Here is a 23,626-nt window from a genome sequence, read left to right as displayed (position 1 = left end):
CGCCATCGCACGAACGACATCCCGAAGAAGACGAACCGCCATGACGCCTCGCACCGCCACGAACCCCGCTCGGCCCGTCGGGCCCGGCCGCCTGTCCGCGCTGCTGCGCCGCACCGCGCTGCTGGGTGCCTGCCTCGCGGCCCCGGCGCTGGCGTCGGCCCAGGGCACGGCCTACGTGTCGAGCGAGAAAGACCCGGCGCTGACCCTCATCGACCTCGCCACCCTGAGCGTCAAGGGCACCCTCCCGACCTGCCGGCGCGGCCGCCACATCCAGCTCACGGCGCAGCGGCTGATCATGGTGGCCTGCGGCGAGTCCAGCGCCGCCGACGTGATCGATCCGGCCACCGGCCGCTCGCTGCGCCGCATCCCGCTGGGCGACGACCCGGAGGCGTTCGACATCTCGCCGGACGGCCGGACGCTCTACGTCTCCAACGAGGACGACGGCGCGGTCGGCTTCGTCGACGCGGCCAGCGGCAAGGTGCTGAAGTCGGTGCCCGTCGGCCAGGAGCCCGAGGGCGTCAAGCTCAGCGCCGACGGCAGGACCCTGTACGTGACCTCCGAGGTCGCCGGCCTGGTGCATGTGATCGACGTGGCGAGCGCGGCGGTGGTGCAGAACGTCCAGGTCGGCAAGCGGCCCCGGCGCATGGCGCTGACGCCCGACGGTACCGAGCTCTGGGTCACCAACGAGCTCGACGCCAGCGTGAGCATCGTCTCGACCGCCACGCGGCGCGTGACGGCGACCCTGAGGTTCGAGCTCAAGGGCCTGCGGCCGGAGGACGTCACGCCGGTGGGCATCCAGATCTCGCGCGACGGCCGGCGCGCCTTCGTCGCCCTCGGGCGCGCCAACCGGGTCGCCTTCGTCGACGTGCCGCAGCGCCGGGTGACCGACCTGGTGCTGGTCGGCAAGCGGGCCTGGAACGTCGCGCTGGACAAGGCCGAGGCGCGCCTGTGGGTGGTCAACGGCCTGAGCGACGACGTCACGGTGGTCGACGTCGCCGCCGCCCGGCCGATCAAGACCATCGCCGTCGGGCGCGTGCCCTATGGGCTGGTGGTGGTCGAATGAAGCGGTGCGTCCGGGCCGTCGCCCATGCCACCGTGCTGGCGACGGCGACGGGCGGCTGCGGCCCGGCGAGCGTCCACGCGGCCGAACCCCGTGCCACGCTCGCCGCCACCCTGATCGTCCAGGCCGACGATCCGCGCCTGGCGCGCGCGCGACTGGAGCGGCGCTACCTCGGCCATCCCGAGGGTCCCGCGCGCCAGGGCCTGGACGTCGCGCTCGACGAGGGCCGCTTCGAGCTCCAGGCCGGCCGGGCGGCGGTCGCGCTGGCGCAGCAGGCGGTCGATTCGCCGGCCGCCGCGCGCGCGGCGGCGCAGGCGGCCGAGCGGGGCGGGGCGGCGGTGCTGCTGACCGACCTGCCGGCCGACTGGACATTGGCGGTGGCCGACGCCGTCGCCGTGCCGGTCGTGAACATCGGCAACGCCGACGACCGGCTGCGCGAGCAGGACTGCCGCGCGCGGCTGTTCCACGTCGTCCCCAGCGAACGCATGCGCGCCGACGCGCTGGCGCAGACGCTGGTGTCGCGCAACTGGCGCAAGGTGCTGCTGCTGCAGGGACCGGGCGCCGAGGACCGCGCGCGCGGCGCGACGGTGCAGGCCGCGCTCAGGCGCTTCGGCCTGCAGGTGGTGGAGACCCGGGCCTTCAAGCCCTCCGGCGACCCGCGCGAGCGCGACCTCGCGAATCCGCTGCTGCTGACGGCCGGCGGCGGCTACGACGTCGTCTGGGTGGTTGACGCCGACGGCGAGTTCGCGCGCGGGCTGCCCTACCGCATCGCGTCGCCGCGGCCGGTGGTCGGCGACGCGGGGCTGGTCGCCGTGGCCTGGCACACGCAGTTCGAGCGCTTCGGCGCGCCGCAGGTCTCGCGCCGCTTCGCCCGGGCGGCCGGGCGGCCGATGGCCGGCGCCGACTGGTCGGCCTGGATGGCGGGCAAGGCGCTGGTCGCCGCCGCCACCGCCGCGCCGGCGGGCCCCGGCGCCGCCTGGGCCAAGGCCCTCGCCGAGACGCCCCTGGACGGCGCCAAGGGCGCGGCGCTGAGCTTTCGCGCCTGGGACCGGCAATTGCGCCAGACCGTCCTGCTCACCGACGGGCAGGGCGTGGTGTCGCAGGCGCCGGTCGACGGCCTGCTGCACCCTACCCACACGCTCGACACCCTGGGCGCGGACGCACCGGAGCGACGATGCAAGACCAGCGGCTGAACGTTCCCTCGACGATCGGCGATGGAACGTCGCCCGCGCCGCGCGGCGCCGTCGCGCACGCCCTGCAGGCCTGGCGCGCGATCGTGCTGCGCGAACTGCTGAAGTTCTCGCAGCAGAAGGGGCGCCTGCTGTCGGCGCTGGTGCGGCCGCTACTGTGGCTGGCGGTGTTCGCGGCCGGCTTCCGCAACGTCTTCGGCGTCGCGATCGTCGAGCCCTACGACACCTACGTCCCCTACGACGTCTACATCGTGCCGGGCCTGGTGGGCATGGTGCTGCTGTTCAACGGCATGCAGTCCTCGCTGGCGATGGTCTACGACCGCGAGATGGGCCTGATGCGGCTGCTGCTGACCGCGCCGCTGCCGCGCGCGTGGCTGCTGTTCGCCAAGCTGTGCGCCACGGCGCTGCTGTCGGTGCTGCAGGCGCTGGTCTTCGTGGCGGTCGCGGTCGCGCTGGGCACCGACCTGCCGTGGTGGTCGTGGGGCGGCCTGCACGCGCTGGTGGCCTTGACCGGCGCGGCGCTGATGCTCGGCGCGCTCGGCCTGCTGCTGTCGGTCCATGTCCGGCAGCTGGAGAACTTCGCCGGCACGATGAACTTCGTCATCTTCCCGATGTACTTCATGTCGACCGCGCTCTATCCGCTGTGGAAGCTGCAGGAGTCGGGCGCCGAATGGGTCTACCAGCTCGCGCGCGTCAATCCCTTCACGCAGGCGGTCGAATGGATCCGCTTCGCGCTCTACGGCAAGGACCCGGGCCTGGCGCCGTGGGTGGTGCTGGGCTGCCTGGCGCTGTGCTTCGCCATCGCCTGCCGGGGCTACGACCCGCAGCGCGGCTTCGGCGGCCTGACGAAACGCGGAGGCGCGTCATGAGCGAGGTCGGACGCGCAGCAACCGCACTGGACCGCCGGCGCTGGCTGGCCGGGATGGCGGCGCTGGCCCTGCCCGGGTGGCCGATCGCGCCGGCGTCGGGCTCGACCGGCGCCCCGGCGTTCCCGACGCGCCCGATCACCCTGTGGGTGCCCTGGGCGCCCGGCGGCGCGACCGACCTGCTGCTGCGGCTGCTGGCCGAACTGGCGACGCCCGTGCTGGGCCAGCCGGTGGTGATCGCCAACCGGGGCGGCGCCGGCGGCACGCTGGCCATGCCGGTGCTGCAGCAGGCCGAGGCCAACGGCTACACCATCGCGCAATTGCCGCAGCCGGTGTTCCGCGCCCCGTTCACGCAGCCGGTGACCTGGGACCCGGTGCGCGACGTCACGCCGATCCTCCAGCTCTCGGGCGTCACCTTCGGCGTGCTGGCGCCGGAGGGCGGGCCGCTGCGCGAGCTGCGCGACCTGTTCGAGTTCGCGCGGGCGCGCCCCGGCGAACTGAGCATCGCCACCAACGGCGTCGGCACCACGCCGCACCTGGCGCTCGAAACGCTCTTCACCGACCGCGGCCTGCGCTACATCCACGTGCCCTACAAAGGCACGGCCGAGCTGACGCTGGCCGTCGAGTCGGGGCAGGTCATGGCCGGCGTGAGTTCCAGCGGCTTCGCCCCCGAGGTCGACGCCGGCCGGCTGCGCCTGCTGGCGACGCTGGGCGCGCAGCGCACCGCGCGCTGGCCGCGCGTGCCGACCCTGCGCGAATCGGGCTTCGACATCGTCGCCATGTCGCCCTACGGTCTGGTCGGGCCGCGCGGGATGCCGGGCGCCGTCGTCGCGGTGCTGCACGAGGCCTTCCGGCAGGCGCTGTTCCACCCGCGCTTCGTCGAGAGCCTGGCCCGCTACGACCAGGAGGTCGCCTACCTCGGTCCCGAGGCCTACGCGCGGGCCTGCCGCGAGGAATACGCGCGGGAGCGGGAGGCCGCCAGCCGGCCGGGCTGGGCGCGCGACGCCGGAGCGGCGCGATGAAGCGAGGTGCGGTGCCCGCCGGGGTTCTCCGGCATCCGCAGGACGCCGCGCCGGCGACGACGTCCTGGAGCGAGCGCGCACCGGCGCGCCGGGACCTGGCCTGGGTGCTGGCCGGCACCGTCCTGGCCTTCGTCGTGGCGAGCGTGCTGGAGATGCACGAGCACCTGAGCGCGCTGCTGCTGCGCGGCGAGGCCTGGCAGGTCGACGAGCTCCCGTCCACCCTGCTGGCCCTGGCGCTGGGCATGACCTGGTACGCGCGCCGGCGCGGCCGGGAGGCCGTGCGGACGCTGGCGCGCAACCGGGAGCTGGCTCGGGCGCTGATCGCCCTGCAGGACCGCGAGCAGCTGGCCCTGGCGCGCGAGCTGCACGACGAGTTCGCCCAGCACTGCACGGCGATCCGTGTCGAGGCGACCTACATCCTGCGCTCCGACTCGCTCGACCGGATCGGCGACGCGGCCCGCCGCGTGGCGGTATCGGCCCAGGCGCTGCAGGACGACGTGCGGCGCCTGGTGCGGCGGCTGCGGCCGTCCGACCTCGACGAGCTGGGCCTGGTCGAGGCGATGAGGTCGCTGTGCGACGGCTGGACGCGGCGCACGGGCATCCCGTGCGCGCTGCGCGTCGCCGACGAGCTGCCCGAACGCGACGTGGCGGTCGACACCACGCTCTACCGCGTCGCGCAGGAGGCGCTGGCCAACGTGGTGCGGCATGCCGACGCCGGCCGCGTCGCCGTCGCGCTGACCGCCGGCGCGCAGGACCTGACGCTGTGCGTGCAGGACGACGGATGCGGCTTCGCCGTCGCTGCCCGGACGACGGGCTTCGGGCTGCTGGGAGCGACGGAGCGGGCCGCGGCACTGGGCGGGCGGCTGGAGATCGACAGCGCGCCCGGCGTCGGCACCCGACTGCGCCTGTGCCTGCCTCGCGCGACCGCGGCGCCGCGCGATGAAGGAGGGTTTGCATGATCAGGCTGATGCTGGTGGACGACCATCCCGTGGTGCGCGCGGGCTACCGTCACCTGCTGGAACAGGATGGCGAAATGGTTGTCGTGGCCGAGGCGGCGAGCGTCGCTGAGGCCTGCGCGCTCTTTCCCCGCCACGCGCCGGACCTCACGGTCACGGACCTGGTCATGCCCGGCAGCAGCGGGCTGGAACTGATCCGCCGTCTGTGCGAACGCGATCCCCGGACGCGGATGCTCGTCTTCAGCATGCACGACGGCGACATGCTGGTGCAGCGTGCGCTCAAGCTCGGCGCGCTGGGCTTCGTGTCCAAGAGCAGTCCGCCCGAATGCCTGATCGACGCCGTGCACGACGCGATGGGCGGACGCCGCTACCTGAGTCCGGCGTTGGCGCGACGCCTGAGCGACATGGAATTCGAGTCGACCGCACTCGATTCGCTGACGCAGCGCGAGTTCGAGATCTTCCGCCTGCTCTCGCGCGGTGAATCGCTGTCGAACTGCGCCTGCGCCCTGCATCTGAGTCCGAAGACGGTATCGAACCTCCAGACCATGGTGAAGGAGAAGCTCGGCCTCCACAGCACGGCGGCCATGGCGCACTTGGCGCTGCGCCACGGGCTGATCCCGGGGCAGGGCCTGACGGCCTGAGACACCGATCTGTCCTCCGCCCGCCTGTTGCCGGCTGGGCGATGCTGTCGTTCCATCATGGCCGAGGCCCCGCGCCGGACGGCGTTCGGGGGTGGCGCCGGCGAGGCGGAGATGTGCGCCGTCATCGACACGCACTGGCATGGCACGTGGTGGAGGTCGGATCGCTGCCGGCGCCTGCAGCATCGTCGTCGGAAGAGGCGGCTCGGCGGGCCACGTTCGGGCCAGTGATGGACGATCAGCGTCCGCACAACCTTGTCAAACGTCCGGACCTTCCGCCGCGCGATCAGACCTCGCAGAAAATTAACATGGTTGCCGCAATTCGAATCCACTTGTCTTTGCGATCGACAAAGGATTCATCGAAACAATGAATCTGCGATTTCTCTATCTCACGAAATCGATGATGATAAGACTGGAGATCGTGGTTTATCAAGAAAACCAATTACTTGGCTTTCAAGGTTGAAGAACCTCGGAACCCATAGGTGGTCAGGCCTGATCGAACCAAGTCTCAGGTGTCAGCACCTTGCACGATTCGACGACATGATCGGGTGGCGCTGACAACTGCAGCCGGGAGTCGGGATTTGAAAACTGTCGTGTCTGACTGCCGGATCCACACTCCGCAAGGGCGCATCTTCGCAAGACAATGGTCGCCGGCCGCCAAGGCGGCCACGGAAGCGCCGATCGTCCTGCTTCACGATTCGCTCGGCTGTATGGGTCTCCGGCGAGATTTACTCGAAGGTCGGCCATAGCTTTGGTGGGGGCATGGCGTGCCACATTGCCGCTCGAGACGCCGACGCCTGCGAGGCATGGGTGACCCTGTCAGCAAAGGCCTTCGTCGAAAAGCTGACCGTCGCGGGAGTCCCTGGCGGCGAAAGCGCAGTTCGAGGATCCCGCTCGGGTCGAAGGCCGCATGGGTCGTCGATGCATGGACGGATTGCTGACTCGACCCGGCTTTCGCAACATGGTCGCTGGCCCCGGTGCTGCCTCGCGTGGTTTGCCCGGTCCTCGCACTTCATGGTGCAAGCGACGAGTACGGCAGCGACCTTCATCCCGCGATGATCGTCCGCACGCACCCGATCAAGCTGCCCGATGCGCCCATCCACGTGTTCTGGCATGCCAAGGTGAACCGTGAGCCGGTGAACCAGTGGTTACGGAGCATCGTCTTCGAATTGTTCGGGTCCGACCAGCCATCCGCCGGCAAGTAGACCGACAAGTGCTGCCCCATGTGGACACACGCACCGGCTCATCGGTGTGTCGTTCGCGTCAGGGGCCTGCCTCGGCCTGGGTGCGAGCCACGCGGCGGTGGACGCGGGCCACGCGGTCACAGGAGGTTTATCGGAACGATGAGCGTGCCGTTTCGATATGCACCGCAGCCATCGACGACGAGAATGAAGATCGTGGTCGATCGACCAACGAAGGCCGCCTGCGCACAGGGCTTGAAGGTCAACGACGTCGGACCGTTCCGCCGACCGGCATCCGCTCCATACTCAGGATGGATCGATAACCTACCGGGCGCACCGGCGTCTTGCTGCATGTTGCTGAACTTCCAGGCGCTGTTCGAGGCGTCACTGATCCCATGTGTCGTCCTCGATCGTTCCGAGCGGGTGACCAGCGCCAACCGCGCCTACCTTCGTTCGACGGGCCGCGAACTTTCCGACATCGCGGGACAGTGGGCCGGGAAAGCACATCCGATGGATCGGGCGATGCTGGACCAGATCAGGGTGTCGTTCGATCGGGTCGTCGCCACCGGCACGCCGGACACGGTGACACTGTCCCGCTCCGATGCCACGATGTCCGAGATCGAAGGAAGCGGAGCAGACACGCACCGTTGGACCATCGACCACGTCCCGGTCCTCGATGCTCGCGGCGAGGTCGAAGTGGTGCTGCGGCACATCGTCGATGCGACGGAACGATCCGGCCCGGCGATGCCGATTTCGATGGGTCGCGCCCTGCCTGTCGCGCACGCGCGGACGCCGGATCGACCCGAGGAGACCGTGCGGGGCGATCTGGCCGCGAAGGTGGAGAGCGACCGTCTGCGCGACTTGTTCGCGCAGGCGCCCAGTTTCATGGCCGTGGTGCGCGGCCCGGAGCATCGCTTCGAGCTGGCCAACGAGGCCTACGGCCGTTTGACCAACACCCGCCCGCTGGTGGGTCGGACGGTGCGGGAGGTCTTCGACGCCACCGAAGGCGTGCGATTCTTCGATCTGCTCGACCGCGTGTACGCCACCGGCGAAACCTTCGTGGGCCGAGGCATGGAGTTCCATCTGCAGGAGGGCGTCGCCGGCACGCGGCGGTGCCTGCTGGACTTCATCTACCAGCCCATGCACGATGCGGCCGGCGAGATCAACGGGATCTTCATCGAAGGCAACGACGTCACGGAATTGCGCGAGGCGCTGGACCATCTCGCACAGCGCGAGGCACGCCTGCGTCTGGTCATCGAGAACGCCCTGGACCACGCCATCCTGATCACGGACGCGGCAGGCATCGTCACGCACTGGTCCCACGGCGCCGAGCAGATCTTCGGCTGGAGCTCGGCCGAGGCGGTCGGCCGGGACGCGTCCTTCATTTTCACGCTGGAAGACCGGGCCGCAGGCGTCGATGCCAAGGAGCTGGCACTGGCGGCGGCACGCGGTCGAACCGCCGACAAGCGCTGGCACCTTCGCAAGGATGGCCGGCGTGTCTTCATGAACGGATCGACGAACCTGCTGCCGCCGGGATCTCCCAACGAGCCCCAAGGGTTCATGAAGATCGCGCGCGACGAAACCGATCGCCACCGTGCCGAGGAAGCGCTCAAGGAACTCAACGAGACGCTGGAACAGCGTGTGAAGGAGCGCACCGGCGCCCTGGTGGAGTCCCAGGAACAGCTTCGCCAGTCGCAGAAGATGGAAGCGATCGGGCAACTCACCGGCGGCATCGCGCACGACTTCAACAACATGCTGGCCACGATCACGTCCAGTCTGGAGCTCATGAACCGCCGCATCGCCGGTGGTCGGGGCGGTGACCTGACGCGCTACCTGACCATGGCGTCCACGGCCGCCCAGAGCGCCGCCGCCCTGATCCAGCGGCTCCTGGCGTTCTCGCGCAAACAGACCCTGGATCTGCAACCCCTGGAGATCAATGAACTGATTGCCCAGATGCAGGACATGCTGCGGCGCAGCATGGGTGAAAGCATCCAGTTCGATCTGGCGCTCCAACCCGGCCTGCCCGCCGTGAGGTCCGATCGCAACCAGTTCGAGAATGCGCTGCTGAACTTGGCCATCAACGCGCGCGATGCCATGTCGGAGGGCGGAGCGCTGCGGATCGCCACGTCCAGCCGCGAACTGGACGCCGGCTATGCGGCCATGCACCCCGACGTGACGCCAGGCCAGTACGTGATGGTGAGCGTCTCGGACAATGGCACCGGCATGTCGACCGAGGTGGTCGCCAAGGCCTTCGATCCCTTTTTCACGACCAAGCCGATCGGGCAGGGCACCGGGCTGGGCCTGTCGATGATCTATGGCTTCGCACGCCAGACGGGAGGACATGCCAGCATCCACTCCATTCCCGGCGAGGGCACGACCGTCAACATCTATCTGCCCTGCAACCTGACGCCGTTGACCGCGCCGGTCACGCGTCAGCAATCCGTGGCACGGTCGCCGCAGGGGAAGGGGGAGACGGTGCTGTTCGTCGAGGACGAACCGGGTGTGCGTCTGGTGCTGGCGGAGATTCTGGACGAACTCGGCTACGTCACGCACGAAGCCATCGACGCCGCCAGTGCGCTCGCGACGGAGCGGGAGCTGAGCCGGCTGGATCTGCTCATCACGGACGTGGGCCTGCCGGGCACCAACGGGCGTCAACTCGCCGAGATGATGCGCGAGCGTCGGCCGAACCTGAAGGTGCTGTTCATCACCGGCTATGCGAACAAGGCCACGGTCCGGGGCGAGTTCCTGGCGGAAGGCATGGACATGCTGGCCAAGCCGTTCACGATCGACGCCCTGGCCCACAAGGTCAAGGACATGATCGGATCGTGATGGCGAGATGATGCGCGCAGGCCAAGCAGATCGAGATGCAATGATCGGTCACCGGCATGAACCAGCTCGGCCACGCTCTCTGGAACGGAACAGCTGGATTTCGGTCGTCGACGAGGTTGGTCTCGAGTCGTCGGTTCGATGACCCCGCACTCGCGCCCATCAGGGTTTGAGAGCATTTCAATTGTCGTTGCAAAGACATTCTTCTCGGGCCCGCAGCAGTAGTCTTTCTCTGCTGCGAACCAATTTTTGGCAGCACCACTAAAAATTGGAGACCGTCCATGAAGCAGACATCGCGAAACCGGGTCCTGGGTCATCTTTCCATGGGCCTCGCGATCGCCGTACTTTCCGCATGTGGAGGGAGCGACGATTCGGACCCATCACCGGCACCCACGCCGGTCGACAGCCAGGTCTCGGCCGAACAGGCTTGCGCCCGTCTTCAAGGCAAGCTGGCGGGAGGCGCTGCGGTCACCGCTGCAGCCGTGGTTCCAGCAACGGCCGCGCTCCCCGGCCACTGCAAGGTCAGCGCGCTGATCGCCCCCAGGCTCAACATGGAACTGAGGCTTCCCAACGAGTGGAATGGAAAGCTTCTCTATGGCGGCGGGGGTGGTTACAACGGCAGCATCCCTGCGGCGGATCGCGCGGCGCTGACAGCGGGGTACGCCCATGTGGCGAGCGATTCCGGTCATCAGGCCGGTGGCTTGGACGCATCGTTCGCCTTGAACGACCCCTACGCAGCCTTCCTGTTCGGCTCCGGCTCGGTGCCGACGGTCGCCGCCGCAGCCAGGGAGATGCTTCGGCTCGCATACAGCAGGACCCCGGAGCGCTCGTATTTCGAAGGCTGCTCCAACGGAGGTCGCGAGGGCCTCATGGCCGCTCAGCGCAGTCCGAACCTGTTTGACGGAATCATCGCGAGGGCACCTGCCTACAACTGGGTCGGGCTGTTCGGACATTTCAACGTGACTGCCAAGGCGCTGGCCGCTCCGGGCGCGGCGCTCAGCCCTGCCAAGGTCGCCCTGCTTTCCAGGGCCGTGCGCGCTGCATGCGATGACAAGGATGGCATCGTCGACGGGGTGGTGTCCAATCCTGCGGCCTGCGCCTTCGATCCCGCCGTGCTGGCTTGTGTGGGTGGAACCGACTCGGGTGACACGTGCCTGTCGACGGCGCAATTGGCGGTGGTGAACGCATGGACCGCGCCGGTGGGCTTTTCCGGCGGAACGTACACCAATCCAGGCTGGTCGCTCACTGGCAATGAAGAGGATCCGGGTGCGTGGACGGCGTGGCTGACTGGACCCACCGGCAACGGCACCGGTGCCGCACGGACGTTGTTTCAGGACACGACGGTCAAGAACTACCTGGCCCGCGACCCCAATGCGAATTCGCTGACCTACGTCTGGGATTCGAATCCGGCCGCGATCTATGGCATGGCGGCCCTCAACGAGGCGAACAACCCCGATCTGCGTCCGTTCATCAACGGTGGAGGCAAGCTGATCCTTTGGCACGGCGGTAACGATCCCGCCATCAGCTACAAGGGCACGGCCGAGTATTACCAGCGTGTCGGGCAAGTGATCGGGCGGACCGCGCTCGATCAATTCGCTCGTTTCTATGTCGCACCGGGTGTGAATCATTGTTCGGGCGGCCCGGGTGCCGACTCGGTCGATCTATTGACGTCACTCGATGCCTGGGTGACCAAAGGCACTGCACCTGGACAACTCACCACAGCCAAGTTGAACGCGGATCGCTCGACGGCTTTCGATCGTCCGTTGTGCGCCTATCCGCAGTACGCACGCTACAGCGGCCCGGCGAACGATGCCAATGCTGCAAAACTGGCCCAGAACTACACTTGCACTGCGTCCTGATGAAAGTAAAACAAACGGAAGAAGGGCCCTGCTCCGCTTCCGTTTCAAGGCATTCGAAGCTGACTCGGTGGTCATTCGCCGTGCGGCATCAGGCAGCCCGTGCGATGTCCTCGACGTGCGATGGGCCTTTCGGCGTTCGCTTCTCGTCGCTCAGGATTGCAGCGTGATTCTTCCGGGCGAAACGTCGATCGATCGTTTCGACAACGTTCATGAGCCGTGGTCCATCGACGGAAACAAAGAGTCCTCGGGAAGCGAGATCGATCAACTGATTGTTTCGGTCGCCTCGCACCAGCCCTGATGCGCTGGGACACCGAGTTCCCGATGCCTGCTTGACGCCCATCGCTCCATCCGCTCAGAGGCGGCCTTGGATGGCGTCACGGCACGGTGGTTTTGTCGCAGACGACGACGTAATGCGAGCACAGCAGCGACCTGAACGGGTACAGGCGGCGCTTCTGGGCCAGCGGCGTGGGATTGCGCGTCAGCCGGACGTAGAGGCTCTGGACCGGATAGACCAGCAGGGCCAGCGGCAGCAGCAGCCAGTCCCGCCACCCCGCGGACACGTAGCGCAGTTCGCGCAGCCGGAAGCCGGCCATCGCCAGGATGCGCAGCAGGTTGTAGATCGGAATGACCTTCCACGTCGGCGCGTCCAGGTCCACGAACATCTGGTAGCGGCGCGTCTTGCCCAGAAAGAAATAGAAGATCCGGTCGCGCAGGGCGACCACGTTGTCGTTGGTGACGATGAGCACGCCGTCGTCGCCGAGGTGCGAGTGGCAGGTCTCGAAGAACTGCAGGGTGTTGTCGAACTCCATCACCCCGCTGACCGAGACGACGCAGTCGAAGGGCCGTTCCGGAAACACCCGGAACGGCCGGCTGGCGTCGACGCGGGCGAAGTCGCGTTCGTCGAGCGTCGCGGGCTTGACCAGGTCGCAGCCCCGGACGTCGGCGCGCGGAAAGAAGCGTCGCAGGGAAGCGACGAGGTCGGCGTCGCCGCAGGGGATGTCGAGGATCCGCTTGTCGTCGAGCGCCGCGTCGTAGCGCCGCAGCAGCTGCTCGATGACCGCGCGATGCACGCCTGCGCAGGTCATGCCTGTGGGAATCGAAGTCAATTCCACCGGAAGTCTCCTGGTATCTTTTAAGACTATTTTCTTAAACGTCAGGTCGGGTGCGAAGACTCCAAAACCCGGGGGCGGTCGCCCGGGCCGCGACCCGAAGCACCCGTGTCCGCGCGGATGGCGAACGGCCCGGCGACCTCGAGGAAATCGCCGCAGTCGCCCGCCCAGCCGGCGAACGCGCTCTCGATGGCGACCTGGACATAGAACTCCAAAATAGTTTCGCCTGGGCATTGCGTCCTACTCGAAAAGGATTCCCGAACTGTTCCGCTGTCTCATGCAGCCGCCATCCGCAGATCCGTTCTCCACGCCTCGCGTGATCGTCGTGGCGGGTTCGATCGAAGGGTTGGAGGCGCTGGCCCGTCTGGTCCATCAACTCCCCTCCACCTTTCCCGTTCCCATCGTGGTGCATCTTCACGGACCGCGCGGCAGTCCCATCCGGCGACTCACGCGCATCGGATCGCGGTCTGCTTCCAGACTGAACGTCGTTTTCGCCCGAGACGGGGAGGTTCTCTCTCCGGGCTTCGTCTACGTGATCCCGGTCGGCGATCCCCTGGTCTTCATCGCTGCCGATGTGATGGGACGGGCATCACATGCCCGGGCGTCGAACGTCGACGACCTGTTCGCGTCCGCGGCCCGCTGGTATGGCTCGGAGGTGATCGGTGTCGTGCTCAGCGGCCTGGGCGCCGATGGGACCCAGGGCCTCCAGGCGATCACGCGCGTGGATGGCATCCGCGTGGTTCAGAGTCCGTTCGATGCCACTTTCCCGGGCATGCCCGCGAGCGCGCTCATCGGCGACAACGTCCAGTTCGCGGTCATGCTCGACCAGATGGGAACTCTTCTGATGGCCCTGGTGACCGACCCGGAGTCTGTCAAGGCAGCGACTCCCGACGTCCAGGCCGAGTTGACACGTCAGGTCCTGACCGTCGCCCAGACCTTGACGAAGTCCCTGGATCGCAGCATCGAAGACGTTCTGCGCGTGGCGCGCGACAACCTGGTCATGGACATCGTGCTGGTCACGAGGCAGCGAGGTGACCGGATCGTCATCACCCACTCGACACCCGGTCCGGCCGAGATGCGCATGCAGGGAATGTCCTATCCCAAGCACCACAGCCTCTGCCAGCGGGTGCTCGAGGGCCGTCTCCCGGCGGTGATGCCGGATGTGGAGGCGTTGCGCTCGTCGCACGACCTGCCTGTTCTCTCCCTGGCCGTCGGCGCCTTCATGGCCACACCCGTCTGGCTCAGCAACGGGACGCTCTACGGAATGCTGTGCTGCTTCAACGCAGCCGTTTCCCGGGAGCTCGATCAGCGTCACTACCTCCGCCTTCAGCTGTCGGCCCGTCAGATCGCTCGGCTTGTCAACGAGACGGGCGACGGCTGATCCTCGTCGAGCCGGGCACGCAGGAAGGCCTGGACGGCATTGCGCGTGGTCGAGGAGGGGCGAGGCTCGGCCACGTCCTTCCACATGCGCCAGCAGGCGTCCTCCAGGTCGGACAGCACCCGGAAGTCGCTGCAGTCGACCACCGCCGGCACCTTGTGGCCGACCGCCTCGACCCGCGGCACGATGCGCTCGGCGATCGCCGGCACGTCCAGCGACCGAGACCGATTTCTGAACGCTGGACGGACCTGTCCAGTCACGACGAACGAACGGCCGCCAAGGCGGCCATGGCCTGCGCACGCAAGGTCAGCAAGGGCTCCCGCAGCTCTCTTTCGATCTCGGCGATGGCCGCCGTGCTCGTGACGCTGGCATTGAGCACATAGACGGGGCGCCCGGGTGTGATCAGCGGGGTCGCCAACGCCACCACGTCGGGTTGCCAGGAAGCGATGCAGTAGCCATGCCGCTCGACGCATTGCCTGGCGGTTTCGATGTCTGCCTTCAGCCGGCGCCATTCGCCGCCGCGTCGAGCCGCGAAATGCGCCAGCAGGGTCGCGCGACGTTCGGACGGCGCCATGGCGAGGTAGGCGCGACCCAGCGATGTCAGTTCCATGGGCACGCGCTGGCCGGCGACCACGTTGCGCAACGCGACGCGGCGGTTGTAGCGCACGGACTCCAGATACACCATCTCGTCGCGGTCCGGCATCGCCAGGCCCACGTTGATGCGCATCTTCTCCGCCAGTGCCCACATCAGCGGCGACAGGGCCGCCAGCACGGGCGAGCCCGCGCGCATGGCGTGGGCCAGGCTCAGGACCGGCGCGGCGAGGCGGTAGGCCCGCTGCTCGCGATCGTGCTCCAGCAGTCCGGTGTCCACCAGGGTCTGCGTCAGGCGACTGACCGTGGCCCGCGACAGGCCGGTGCGCTCGGCGATCTCGCCGTTGCCCAGCAGGTCGGCGCCGGGTCGGAAGGCACGCAGGATGTCGACGCCACGCACCAGGGACCGGTTCAGCAGTGGGTCCTCGTGGTGCGCGCGGCGCGCGGACGGATCGGCGGGAACAGGCATTGGAGAGGGCGGCGAGGACAAAGAACCAGCTTAACCGCAATTTCCATCCAGTGGAATCGAGGGGCTGCTTTCCTCGTTCCGACTCCCTAAGCTTCGGAGGTCGAGGAGAAGAGCCGAAGCACCGCCCTCGAATCCGCTTCCATCCATGCCGCCATCCGGAGACACACCCATGCAGAGCCCCTCGCTCCTGGCACGCGCCAGAACCTCCATCGTCCTGTCCATCGCGCTGGCGTTGGGCGCCATCGCCGCGATGCCCGCCCGGGCGGCGTTTCCGGACAAGCCGGTGAAGATCGTCGTGCCCTTCGCACCCGGTGGCGGCACCGACCTGGTGGCCCGCACGATGGGCATCACCATGGGCCAGGCACTGGGCCAGCCGGTGATCATCGACAACAAGCCCGGTGCCGGCACCCTCATCGGCACCGACGCGGTCGCCAAGAGCCCCGCCGACGGCTACACGCTGGTGATGGCGACGGTGGCCCACGTGGTCAACCCGAGCATCCAGAGCAAGCTGCCCTACGACCACGAGAAGGCGTTCGCGCCGGTCATGCTGGTGGGCGTGTCGCCCAACGTGCTGGTGGTGCGCGCGGAGAGCCCGCTGAAGTCCGTCAAGGACCTGATCGACGCGGCCCGCGCCAACCCCGGCAAGCTGTCCTTCGCCTCGCAGGGCGCGGGCACTTCGGCGCACCTGGCCGGCGAGCTGTTCAAGAACCTGACGAAGACCCACATCACCCACATCCCCTACCGGGGCGCCGGGCCGGCCCTCAACGACGTGCTGGGCGGCCAGGTGGACGTGATGTTCGCCACGGCGGCGGCCGTCGGCACCTTCCTCGAAGGCGGCAAGCTGCGCGCGCTGGCGGTCACCACCGCCACCCGCTCGCCCACGCCGGCGCTGGCCAAGGTGCCCACGATCGCCGAGAGCGGGGTGCCCGGCTACGTCGCCGACAGCTGGTACGGCCTGTACGTGCCGGCCGGCACGCCGGCCGACGTCATCGCCAAGCTCAACGCGGCAGCGAAGAAGGCCGTGCAGACCGATGCCTTCAAGAAGCGCGTGGAGGGCGAGGGCCTGATCATCAACGGCGGGTCGCCGCAGGACTTCGACCGATACGCCAAGGGCGAGGAAGCGCGCTGGCGCAAGGTGGTCAAGGAAAACAACATCACCAACGACTGAACCCGAGACACCGCAAGGAGCACCCCATGAGCCATCCCCTGAACACCACCCTGGTCGAGCTGGACGTCGACGACGGCATCGCGACGCTGTGGCTGAACCGCCCCGACAAGCGCAACGCCATGAGCGACGACATGCGCAGCGAATTCATCGCCGCGCTGGAACATGTGACCCACGACCAGGGCATCCGCGCCCTGGTGCTGACCGGACGCGGCAAGGGCTTCTGCGCCGGCGGCGACGTCGCGGGCATGGAACGCCGCATGAACGCGCCGCAGGGCGAGGTCGGCTTCAACGGCTGGAGCCGTCAGCAGCGCGTGCACCACACGCAGTCGCTGCTGCACACCATGCCCAAGCCGACCATCGCGGCGGTCAACGGCGCGGCGTCGGGCCTGGGCGCCGACACGGCCCTGGCCTGCGACTTCATCATCGCCTCCGACGCCGCCAGCTTCACCTGGTCGTACATCCACCGCGGGATCATTCCCGATGGCGGTGGCATGTACTTCCTGCCGCGCCGCGTCGGCCTCGCCAAGGCCAAGGAACTGATCTTCACCGGCCGCAAGGTCGAGCTCGACGAGGCGTTGCGGCTGGGCATCGCCGACCGCCGCTCGGATGCGGAGAGCCTCGTCGCCGACGCCCGCCAGTGGGCCGTCGAGATGACGAAGGGCTCGGCCACGGCGCTGGCCCTGGGCAAGACGATCCTCAACCAGAGCTTCGAGATGTCGGCGCACCAGGTCTTCGCCCAGGGCAGCCAGGCCCAGGGCATCTGCTACACGAGCACCGAGCACCGCGAGTCGGTGATGGCGTTCCTGGCCAAGAGCGCCGCACGCAAGGAGTCCAAGTGATGAACGACCTCACGGAAGCGACCCGCATGACCGCGACGACAGCCATGGACCCCATCGCCCGTCTCATCAAGCCTCGCAGCGTGGCCGTCATTGGCGCCTCCGCCGATGCCGCCAAGACCGCCGGCCGGCCGGTCGCCTACCTGCGCAAGCACGGCTTTGCCGGCGAGATCTATCCCGTCAATCCGCGCGCCGAAACCATCGACGGCCTGCGCTGCTACCCGGACATCGCCTCGCTGCCCGCCACGCCCGACGTCGGCATCGTGCTGCTGGGCGCCGAGCGCGCCCACCTGGCTGTGCGCGACCTGGCCGCGCGCGGCACGGCGGCGGCCATCGTGCTGGCCAGCGGCTACACCGAGACCGGCGAGGAGGGCGCGCGCCGCCAGCGGCAGCTCGTCGAAGCCGCCGGCGGCATGCGCATCCTGGGCCCGAACACGATCGGCCTGGTCAACCTGACCGATGGCATCGTGCTGTCGGCCAGCGGTGCCCTGGAGATGGACCGCTTCCCGGTCGGCGGCATCGGCGTGGTGTCGCAGAGCGGCGGCATCCTGGGCGCGCTGCTCTCGCGCGCGGCGCCGCGCGGCATCGGCCTGTCGAAGCTGATCTCGACCAGCAACGAGGTCGACCTGGACCTGGCCGACTTCGTCGATCACCTGGCCGACGATCCCGACACCCAGGTCATCGCGCTCTACGTCGAGAGCGTGCGCAATCCGGCCAAGTTCCGCGCCGCCGCGCTGAAGGCGGTGCGCGCGGGCAAACCCGTCGTAGCCTTCAAGATCGGCCGTTCCGAGGCCGGCGCCCGCGCCGCCGTCTCCCACACCGGCGCCCTGGCCGGCGCCGATCGCATGTACGACGCGCTCTTCAAGGACGTCGGCATCATCCGCGCGCAGACCTTCGGCGACCTGCTGGACATCCCGGCCGCGCTGGCCACCGGCCGCGTGCTGCGCGGCAACCGCGTGGCGATCCTCACCTCGACCGGCGGCGCCGGCACGCTGGTGTCCGACAGCCTGGGCGTCTCGGGCTTCGAGACCCCGCCGCCGGACGCCGAGACCGCCGCGCGCCTGCGCGCCCTGCAGACCGGCGACCACGCCGCGCTCGACCGCAACCCGATCGACGTCACCCTCGCCGGCCTGCAGCCCGACCTGCTGCGCGGCGCCATCCGGGCCCTGCTCGACAGCCCGAGCTACGACGCGCTGACCATCATCGTGGGTTCCTCCAGTCTTGCCATGCCGGAGCTGATGGCCGACGCCATCCGCGACTGCCTGCCGTCGAGCGACAAGCCCGTCATCGCCTACGTGAGCCCGCACGCGCCGGAGGTCGGCGCCATCCTCACGCAGGCGGGCGTGCCCGCGTTCGCGGCGGCCGAGAGCTGCACCGTGGCGCTCGACGGCATGCTGCGCCGCACGCGCTGGACCGAGCACGCGGCAGCGACCGTCGGGCACGCGGTGTCGGTGGCGGACGTCCGCGCCGGATCGCTGGACGAGGCCGAGGCCAAGCAGCTGTTCGCGCGCTTCGGCATCCCCTGCGCCCGCGAGACCGTGGTGTCGACCCCGGCCGAGGCCGTGGCGGCGGCCGAGGCCTTCGGCGGCCGCGTGGTGCTCAAGGTGCTGTCCGGCGAGATCACCCACAAGAGCGACGTCGGCGGCGTGGCGGTGAATCTCGTGGCCGACCAGGTGGGGGAGCGTCTCACGGCCATGACGTCCGAGGTCGCGCGGAAGGCGGGCATCACGCCGGAGCGCTTCCTGGTGCAGGAGATGGTCGCGGGCGGCACGGAGATGATCCTGGGCATGCACCGCGACCCGCTGGGCACGGCGATCCTGCTGGGCATGGGCGGCGTCACCGCCGAGCTGTTCAAGGACACGACGATGCGGCTGCTGCCCGCCGAGGGCGCGCTCGGCCGCGAGCAGGCGCTGGAGATGCTGCGCGAACTCAGGACCTGGCCGCTGCTCGACGGCTTCCGGGGTCGCCCCAAGGCCGACGTCGAGGCGCTGGTGACGACCATCGTGGCGTTCTCCGGCATGACCGCCCAGCTCGGCGAGCGGCTGATCGAGGCGGAGATCAACCCGGTGTTCGTGCTGCCCGAGGGGCAGGGCGTGCGCGCCGCCGACGGCGTCGTGGTGCTGGCCGCGGCCTGACGCCCTCATGGCTGGCCAGGGAAGCAGCCTGAACGCCGTGCATGGGTCGCGAGGTCTGGGTGCCCGATCTGCCCGGCTGTGGCGACTTGGCCACGGCGGTCGACGACGCCCGCGTGGCGAGCCGCGCCGCTGGAGGGCGGCGGCCGCGGCGGGGGACGTCGTCGCGTCGGAGTCCGTCATGCGCCACGACCTGGCCATGCACATGCCTGGCGCCACTGCGCCACAGCGCCACGCATCGACCGCCTCGCGGTGGAGCGCCACACGCAGGCTTGCGCGAGGACACGTTTTCGCAGCCAAGAGATCTCACGCGCCGGCGGGCTGTTCGACACCCTCGCCGGCTGCCGCGAGCCGGTCCCGATGCATTGGGGCGAACACGACGTCACCGCCGATCCCACCACCCTGGCGGCGCAGCACCGGGACTCTCGATGCGCGACGCCGCATCGAGGTCGTCACCGATGCCGGCCACTGGGCGCAGTGCGAACAGGCCGCCGACGTGAACACACGCCTGCGGACCTGGCTCGACCCACAACTGGAGACCTGAATGAATGCACGTGTGCATCTGGAGCGGGACGGCGACGTCGCCGTCATCGTGATCGACAACCCCCCCGTCAATGCCGGCTCGGCCGAGGTGCGGAGCGGCATCCTGGCGGCGGTGCGCCAGGTACAGGCGACGCCGGACATCGTGGCGGGCGTGCTCATCGGCGCCGGTAGCACCTTCATCGCCGGCGCTGACCTGCGGGAATTCGGCCTGCCGCTCGCCGAACCGCAGCTGCCGGCCGTGATCGCGGCCATCGAGGAGGGCGACAAGCCTTTCGTCGCCGCGCTCCAGGGGGCGGCGCTGGGTGGCGGGTTCGAACTGGCGCTGGGCTGCGATGCCCGCGTCGCGGCGCCCGGGACGGTGGTGGGACTGCCGGAAGTCACGCTGGGCATCGTGCCGGGCGCGGGTGGCACCCAGCAGCTGCCACGCATCGTCGGCATCGCCCGGGCCCTGCGGATGATCGCCACCGGGGAACGGCTCGACAGCGCCCGGGCGCTGCCGCTCGGCCTGGTCGACGAGGTGGCCACGGGCGACCTGCGCGCCGCGGCCGTCGCGCTCGCCCGCAAGTCGCCCACGCGACGCCAGCGTGTGCGCGATCGGTCGGTGCCCGTCGACGATGCCGGTGTCGTGCAGGCAGCGGAGGCGGCTGCATTGAAGGCCGGCAAGCGCCGCCCGGCCGTGCGCGCAGCCATCGATCTGGTCAAGGCCGCGTCGACGACGTCGATCGACGATGGACTCGCGCAGGAACGTGCCGTGTTCCAGGCGTTGCGTGTCTCGCGCGAGGCGACCGCGCTGCGCCACCAGTTCTTCGCCGAACGCGACAGCGCCAAGCATCCCGCACTGGCGGACGTCGCGCCGCGCGAGGTCCGGCGCGTCGCCGTCATCGGCGCCGGCACGATGGGCACCGGCATCGCCATCGTGGCGCTCGATGCCGGCTTCGACGTGCTGCTGCTGGAGCAGGACGAAACCGCCCTCGGCCGTGGCACCCAGCGCATCCAGGCGCACTACGCCGATCGCGTCGAGGCCGGCAAGCTCGGCGCCGAGGTCGAGGCCGAACGCGTCTCGCGCCTGCGCGGCAGCCTGGACTGGGATCCGATCGCCGAGGCCGATCTGGTGATCGAGGCCGTGTTCGAGGAGTTGTCGGTCAAGCAGGCGGTGTTCCGGCGCCTGGATGCACTGGCACGGCCGGGCGCCGTGCTCGCGAGCAACACGTCCTACCTGGACCTGGACGCGATCGCCGCCGTCACCTCGCGGCCGCAGGATGTCATCGGACTGCATTTCTTCAGCCCGGCCAACGTCATGCGCCTGCTCGAAGTGGTCAGGGGTCGAGCCACGGCGCCCGATGCGCTGGCCACCGGCCTGGCGGTCGGCAAGCGCATGAAGAAGCTCGCCGTGCTCACGGGCAACGCGTTCGGCTTCATCGGCAACCGCATCTACGCGGCCTACCGGCGCCAGTGCGAGTTCATGCTGGAGGAAGGCGCGTCGCCCGAGCAGGTCGACGCGGCGCTCGAGGCCTTCGGCTTCGCCATGGGGCCGTTCGCCGTGGCCGACATGTCGGGCCTGGACATCGCCTGGCGCATGCGCCAGGCGCAGGCGGCCACGCGCGATCCGTCCCTGCGCTACGTGGACATCCCCGACCGCCTGTGCGAGGCCGGCCGGCTGGGGCGCAAGACCGGTGCCGGCTACTACCGCTACGACCCGGCCGCCAAGGGCCGCCGGGTCGATCCGGCGGTGCCGGCGCTGATCGCCGAATCGCGCGCGCGGAAGGGCCTCGTGGCCCGTGTCCTCGACGACGAGGAGATCCGGCGGCGCGCGCTGCTGGCGATCGTCAACGAGGCGGCGCTGCTGCTCGCCGAAGGCGTGGCCGAGCGGGCGACCGACGTCGACGTGGTGCTGGTCAATGGCTACGGCTTCCCGAAGTGGGAAGGCGGGCCGGTGTTCCGGGCGCGCGAGCGCGGCGCAGAGGCGCTGCAGGCGGATCTGGAATGGCTGGCCGGGCGCAGCGGCTCCGGCTTCAAGCAGGGCGATGCGCGGTACCTGCTGCAGGCCTGAGGCGAAACAACGAACACCCTCCACCCCGACACGGATCCCATGACGAATCGAGCCTTCATCCGCGACACCGCGACCGCGGGCAGCGCCAGCGGCGTGAACGACGGCATCTTCGTGCCGGCCGGTACCCCGCCCTCCGTGGGCGACCCGTGCATGCGGCATTCAGGCGTGCGTCCGCGACGGAATGCTTCAGACAGAGCGCGGCGGGCGAAGGCCTCGTCCCGGCCCTGGCGTCGCCCGCAGCCACGGAGGCCATCCATCGCGCCGAGGTGCAGGAGTGGTGTCAGGTCGTCGAGGCGCAATCCATCCAGATGGATCGAAGCGCCGAGCATCGATCGTCCAGCCGCGGACGGCATCGAGGCAAATCCACCCATCGCACAAGATTGAGACATCCCCGATGCATGCCACTGAAACATTCGCTCGCTACGCCGACCAGTTCCGATCGCAGCCCTTGTCCGACGAGGTCGTGCACCACGCCAAGCGCGCCGTCATCGACTGGCATGCCTCGCTGTTTCCCGGGCTGGACGCCGATCCCGTGCATCGACTCGAAGCGGTGCTGGCCGACGACCTGGACCACGGCCGTGCGCGGCTCGCGCGCGGTCGTGCGGCGACCGCGCGTGCGGCGGCCCTGATCAACGGCACCGCCGCGCATGCCGCCGAAGTCGACGACAGCTTCCGGGACGCGATGTACCACCCCGGCGCCGCCACCATCGCCGCGGCCCTGGCGACGGCGCAGGACATCGACGCCGACGGCCTGCAGTTCCTGCGTGGGGTCGTGCTCGGCTACGAGGTGTCGACCCGCATCGGCGTGGTCATGGGGCGGTCCCACTACAAGTTCTGGCACAGCACCGGCACCGTCGGCACCTTCGGTGCGGCGGCCGCGGCGGGCGGGCTGATGGCGCTGGACGAGCGCGCCTTCGCGCACGCGCTGGCCACGTCGGCGACCTTCGCCGCCGGATTGCAGCAGGCGTTCCGCATGGACTCGATGTCCAAGCCGCTGCATGCCGGACGGGCGGCCGAAGCCGGGCTCGTCGCCGCCCAACTGGCCCGGCACGGCGTGACCGGCTCGCTCGACGTGCTGGACGGGGAGGGTGGACTCGGACGGGCGATGAGCGACGGTCCCGACTGGTCGTCCGTCGGTGCGACGCTGGGACGGGACTTCCACATCACGCGTCTGACCTTCAAGAACCACATCGGCTGCGGCCACACCTTCGCCGCCATCGACGGCGCGCTGGCGCTGAGGCACCGACACGGACTGGAGGCCCATGACATCCGAAGCGTCCACGTGGCGACCTACCGGCCGGCGCTCGACATCGCCTGCCACACGCGACCGACCACGGCCAACGAGGCGCGTTTCAGCCTGACCTTCGTCGTGGCGACGGCGCTGGCCCATGGCAGCGTGCGACTCGCCGCGTACGAACCCGCGCGACTCGACGACCCGGTCACGCGGTCGCTGATGGAACGCATCGGTGTCGCCGTCGATCCGGACCTCGATGCCGCCTTTCCAGCGCAGCGAGGCGCCAGGATCGTGATCGAGACCCGTGATGGTCGTCGCCTCGAACACTTGCAACCCAATCGGAAAGGCGATCCGGAGGAGCCCCTGAGCGACCTCGAACTGGAAGGCAAGTTCCTGGAACTGGCCAGTCCGGTGATGGGCGCCGAAGCGGCCGCGAGCCTGGTGCGGAGACTCTGGTCGATCGAGGAACGCCGATCACTGAGATCGATGGTGGGATAGCGGATGTTCGACCTCGAAGG

General features: G+C 69.2%; 19 protein-coding genes. 16 read left to right on the top strand and 3 right to left on the bottom strand.

The genetic code is table 11. The annotated features are described in order from the left end of the window. The first annotated feature begins 40 nt into the window (after positions 1 to 40). The 10 genes from ABID77_RS17690 to ABID77_RS17645 all read left to right on the top strand — a co-directional run bounded on the left by ABID77_RS17690 (position 41) and on the right by ABID77_RS17645 (position 11,896). Complete coding sequence (locus tag ABID77_RS17690) at positions 41 to 1,063, top strand: PQQ-dependent catabolism-associated beta-propeller protein (RefSeq protein WP_429598554.1); 1,023 nt, start codon at positions 41 to 43, stop codon at positions 1,061 to 1,063. After that, a complete protein-coding gene (locus tag ABID77_RS17685; RefSeq protein WP_429598552.1) occupies positions 1,060 to 2,253 on the top strand; it encodes a branched-chain amino acid ABC transporter substrate-binding protein in 1,194 nt (397 codons plus the stop codon). Before ABID77_RS17690 ends, ABID77_RS17685 begins: the two co-directional genes overlap by 4 nt. Continuing rightward, positions 2,235 to 3,119 carry an ABC transporter permease gene (locus ABID77_RS17680; RefSeq protein WP_429598550.1) on the top strand — a complete coding sequence of 295 codons (885 nt, stop codon included), beginning with the start codon at positions 2,235 to 2,237 and terminating at the stop codon, positions 3,117 to 3,119. The genes ABID77_RS17685 and ABID77_RS17680 overlap by 19 nt, the downstream gene beginning before the upstream one ends. After that, the gene (locus ABID77_RS17675; RefSeq protein ID WP_429598548.1) at positions 3,116 to 4,138 is read left to right on the top strand and encodes a Bug family tripartite tricarboxylate transporter substrate binding protein; all 1,023 of its coding nucleotides are present in this window, start codon (positions 3,116 to 3,118) and stop codon (positions 4,136 to 4,138) included. Before ABID77_RS17680 ends, ABID77_RS17675 begins: the two co-directional genes overlap by 4 nt. Continuing rightward, positions 4,135 to 5,097, top strand: coding sequence for a sensor histidine kinase (locus tag ABID77_RS17670; RefSeq protein ID WP_429598546.1), 963 nt, complete (start codon positions 4,135 to 4,137; stop codon positions 5,095 to 5,097). The genes ABID77_RS17675 and ABID77_RS17670 overlap by 4 nt, the downstream gene beginning before the upstream one ends. Beyond that, positions 5,094 to 5,735 carry a response regulator gene (locus ABID77_RS17665; protein ID WP_429598544.1) on the top strand — a complete coding sequence of 214 codons (642 nt, stop codon included), beginning with the start codon at positions 5,094 to 5,096 and terminating at the stop codon, positions 5,733 to 5,735. The genes ABID77_RS17670 and ABID77_RS17665 overlap by 4 nt, the downstream gene beginning before the upstream one ends. A 1,052-nt stretch (positions 5,736 to 6,787) precedes the next feature. Then, the gene (locus ABID77_RS17660) at positions 6,788 to 6,937 is read left to right on the top strand and encodes a hypothetical protein (protein WP_429598542.1); all 150 of its coding nucleotides are present in this window, start codon (positions 6,788 to 6,790) and stop codon (positions 6,935 to 6,937) included. A 183-nt stretch (positions 6,938 to 7,120) separates the two neighbouring features. Continuing rightward, complete coding sequence (locus tag ABID77_RS17655; protein WP_429598540.1) at positions 7,121 to 9,742, top strand: PAS domain S-box protein; 2,622 nt, start codon at positions 7,121 to 7,123, stop codon at positions 9,740 to 9,742. A 278-nt stretch (positions 9,743 to 10,020) separates the two neighbouring features. Beyond that, positions 10,021 to 11,598: a tannase/feruloyl esterase family alpha/beta hydrolase gene (locus tag ABID77_RS17650; protein WP_429598538.1), complete on the top strand. Its 1,578-nt coding sequence runs from the start codon at positions 10,021 to 10,023 to the stop codon at positions 11,596 to 11,598. Further along, positions 11,555 to 11,896, top strand: a complete 342-nt coding sequence (locus ABID77_RS17645; protein WP_429598536.1) for a hypothetical protein — start codon at positions 11,555 to 11,557, stop codon at positions 11,894 to 11,896. Before ABID77_RS17650 ends, ABID77_RS17645 begins: the two co-directional genes overlap by 44 nt. 76 nt (positions 11,897 to 11,972) lie before the next feature. Here the strand turns inward: ABID77_RS17645 and ABID77_RS17640 are convergent, their stop codons facing one another. Further along, positions 11,973 to 12,683 (bottom strand): class I SAM-dependent methyltransferase, encoded by a 711-nt coding sequence (locus ABID77_RS17640; protein WP_429598534.1) that lies wholly within the window; start codon positions 12,681 to 12,683, stop codon positions 11,973 to 11,975. Positions 12,684 to 12,984: 301 nt separating this feature from the next. Between ABID77_RS17640 and ABID77_RS17635 the strand changes: the two genes are divergently transcribed. Beyond that, positions 12,985 to 14,088 (top strand): chemotaxis protein CheB, encoded by a 1,104-nt coding sequence (locus tag ABID77_RS17635; protein ID WP_429598532.1) that lies wholly within the window; start codon positions 12,985 to 12,987, stop codon positions 14,086 to 14,088. Here the strand turns inward: ABID77_RS17635 and ABID77_RS17630 are convergent. Continuing rightward, positions 14,049 to 14,294, bottom strand: coding sequence for a hypothetical protein (locus ABID77_RS17630; protein WP_429598530.1), 246 nt, complete (start codon positions 14,292 to 14,294; stop codon positions 14,049 to 14,051). The two genes, ABID77_RS17635 and ABID77_RS17630, sit on opposite strands and share 40 nt — an antisense overlap. Before the next feature lie 47 nt (positions 14,295 to 14,341). Further along, positions 14,342 to 15,145, bottom strand: a complete 804-nt coding sequence (locus ABID77_RS17625) for an IclR family transcriptional regulator (RefSeq protein WP_429598528.1) — start codon at positions 15,143 to 15,145, stop codon at positions 14,342 to 14,344. 169 nt (positions 15,146 to 15,314) lie between these two features. Here ABID77_RS17625 and ABID77_RS17620 point away from each other — a divergent pair, with 169 nt between their 5' ends. From ABID77_RS17620 to ABID77_RS17600, 5 genes are all read left to right on the top strand, one after another. Continuing rightward, complete coding sequence (locus ABID77_RS17620) at positions 15,315 to 16,313, top strand: tripartite tricarboxylate transporter substrate binding protein (RefSeq protein WP_429598526.1); 999 nt, start codon at positions 15,315 to 15,317, stop codon at positions 16,311 to 16,313. A 26-nt stretch (positions 16,314 to 16,339) separates the two neighbouring features. Next, positions 16,340 to 17,152 carry an enoyl-CoA hydratase/isomerase family protein gene (locus ABID77_RS17615; protein WP_429598524.1) on the top strand — a complete coding sequence of 271 codons (813 nt, stop codon included), beginning with the start codon at positions 16,340 to 16,342 and terminating at the stop codon, positions 17,150 to 17,152. Positions 17,153 to 17,196: 44 nt separating this feature from the next. After that, positions 17,197 to 19,284, top strand: a complete 2,088-nt coding sequence (locus ABID77_RS17610; protein ID WP_429598628.1) for an acetate--CoA ligase family protein — start codon at positions 17,197 to 17,199, stop codon at positions 19,282 to 19,284. 541 nt (positions 19,285 to 19,825) lie between these two features. Beyond that, a complete protein-coding gene (locus tag ABID77_RS17605) occupies positions 19,826 to 21,874 on the top strand; it encodes a 3-hydroxyacyl-CoA dehydrogenase NAD-binding domain-containing protein (RefSeq protein WP_429598522.1) in 2,049 nt (682 codons plus the stop codon). A 394-nt stretch (positions 21,875 to 22,268) separates the two neighbouring features. After that, positions 22,269 to 23,606 (top strand): MmgE/PrpD family protein, encoded by a 1,338-nt coding sequence (locus ABID77_RS17600; RefSeq protein ID WP_429598520.1) that lies wholly within the window; start codon positions 22,269 to 22,271, stop codon positions 23,604 to 23,606. Positions 23,607 to 23,626 lie beyond the last annotated feature (20 nt).

Origin of the sequence: Variovorax sp. PvP013 (assembly GCF_050435945.1) — a bacterium.
Classification (GTDB): domain Bacteria; phylum Pseudomonadota; class Gammaproteobacteria; order Burkholderiales; family Burkholderiaceae_C; genus Variovorax.
The sequence above is the reverse complement of the archived record's forward strand: the minus strand, read 5'-3'. Positions and strand labels throughout refer to the sequence as shown.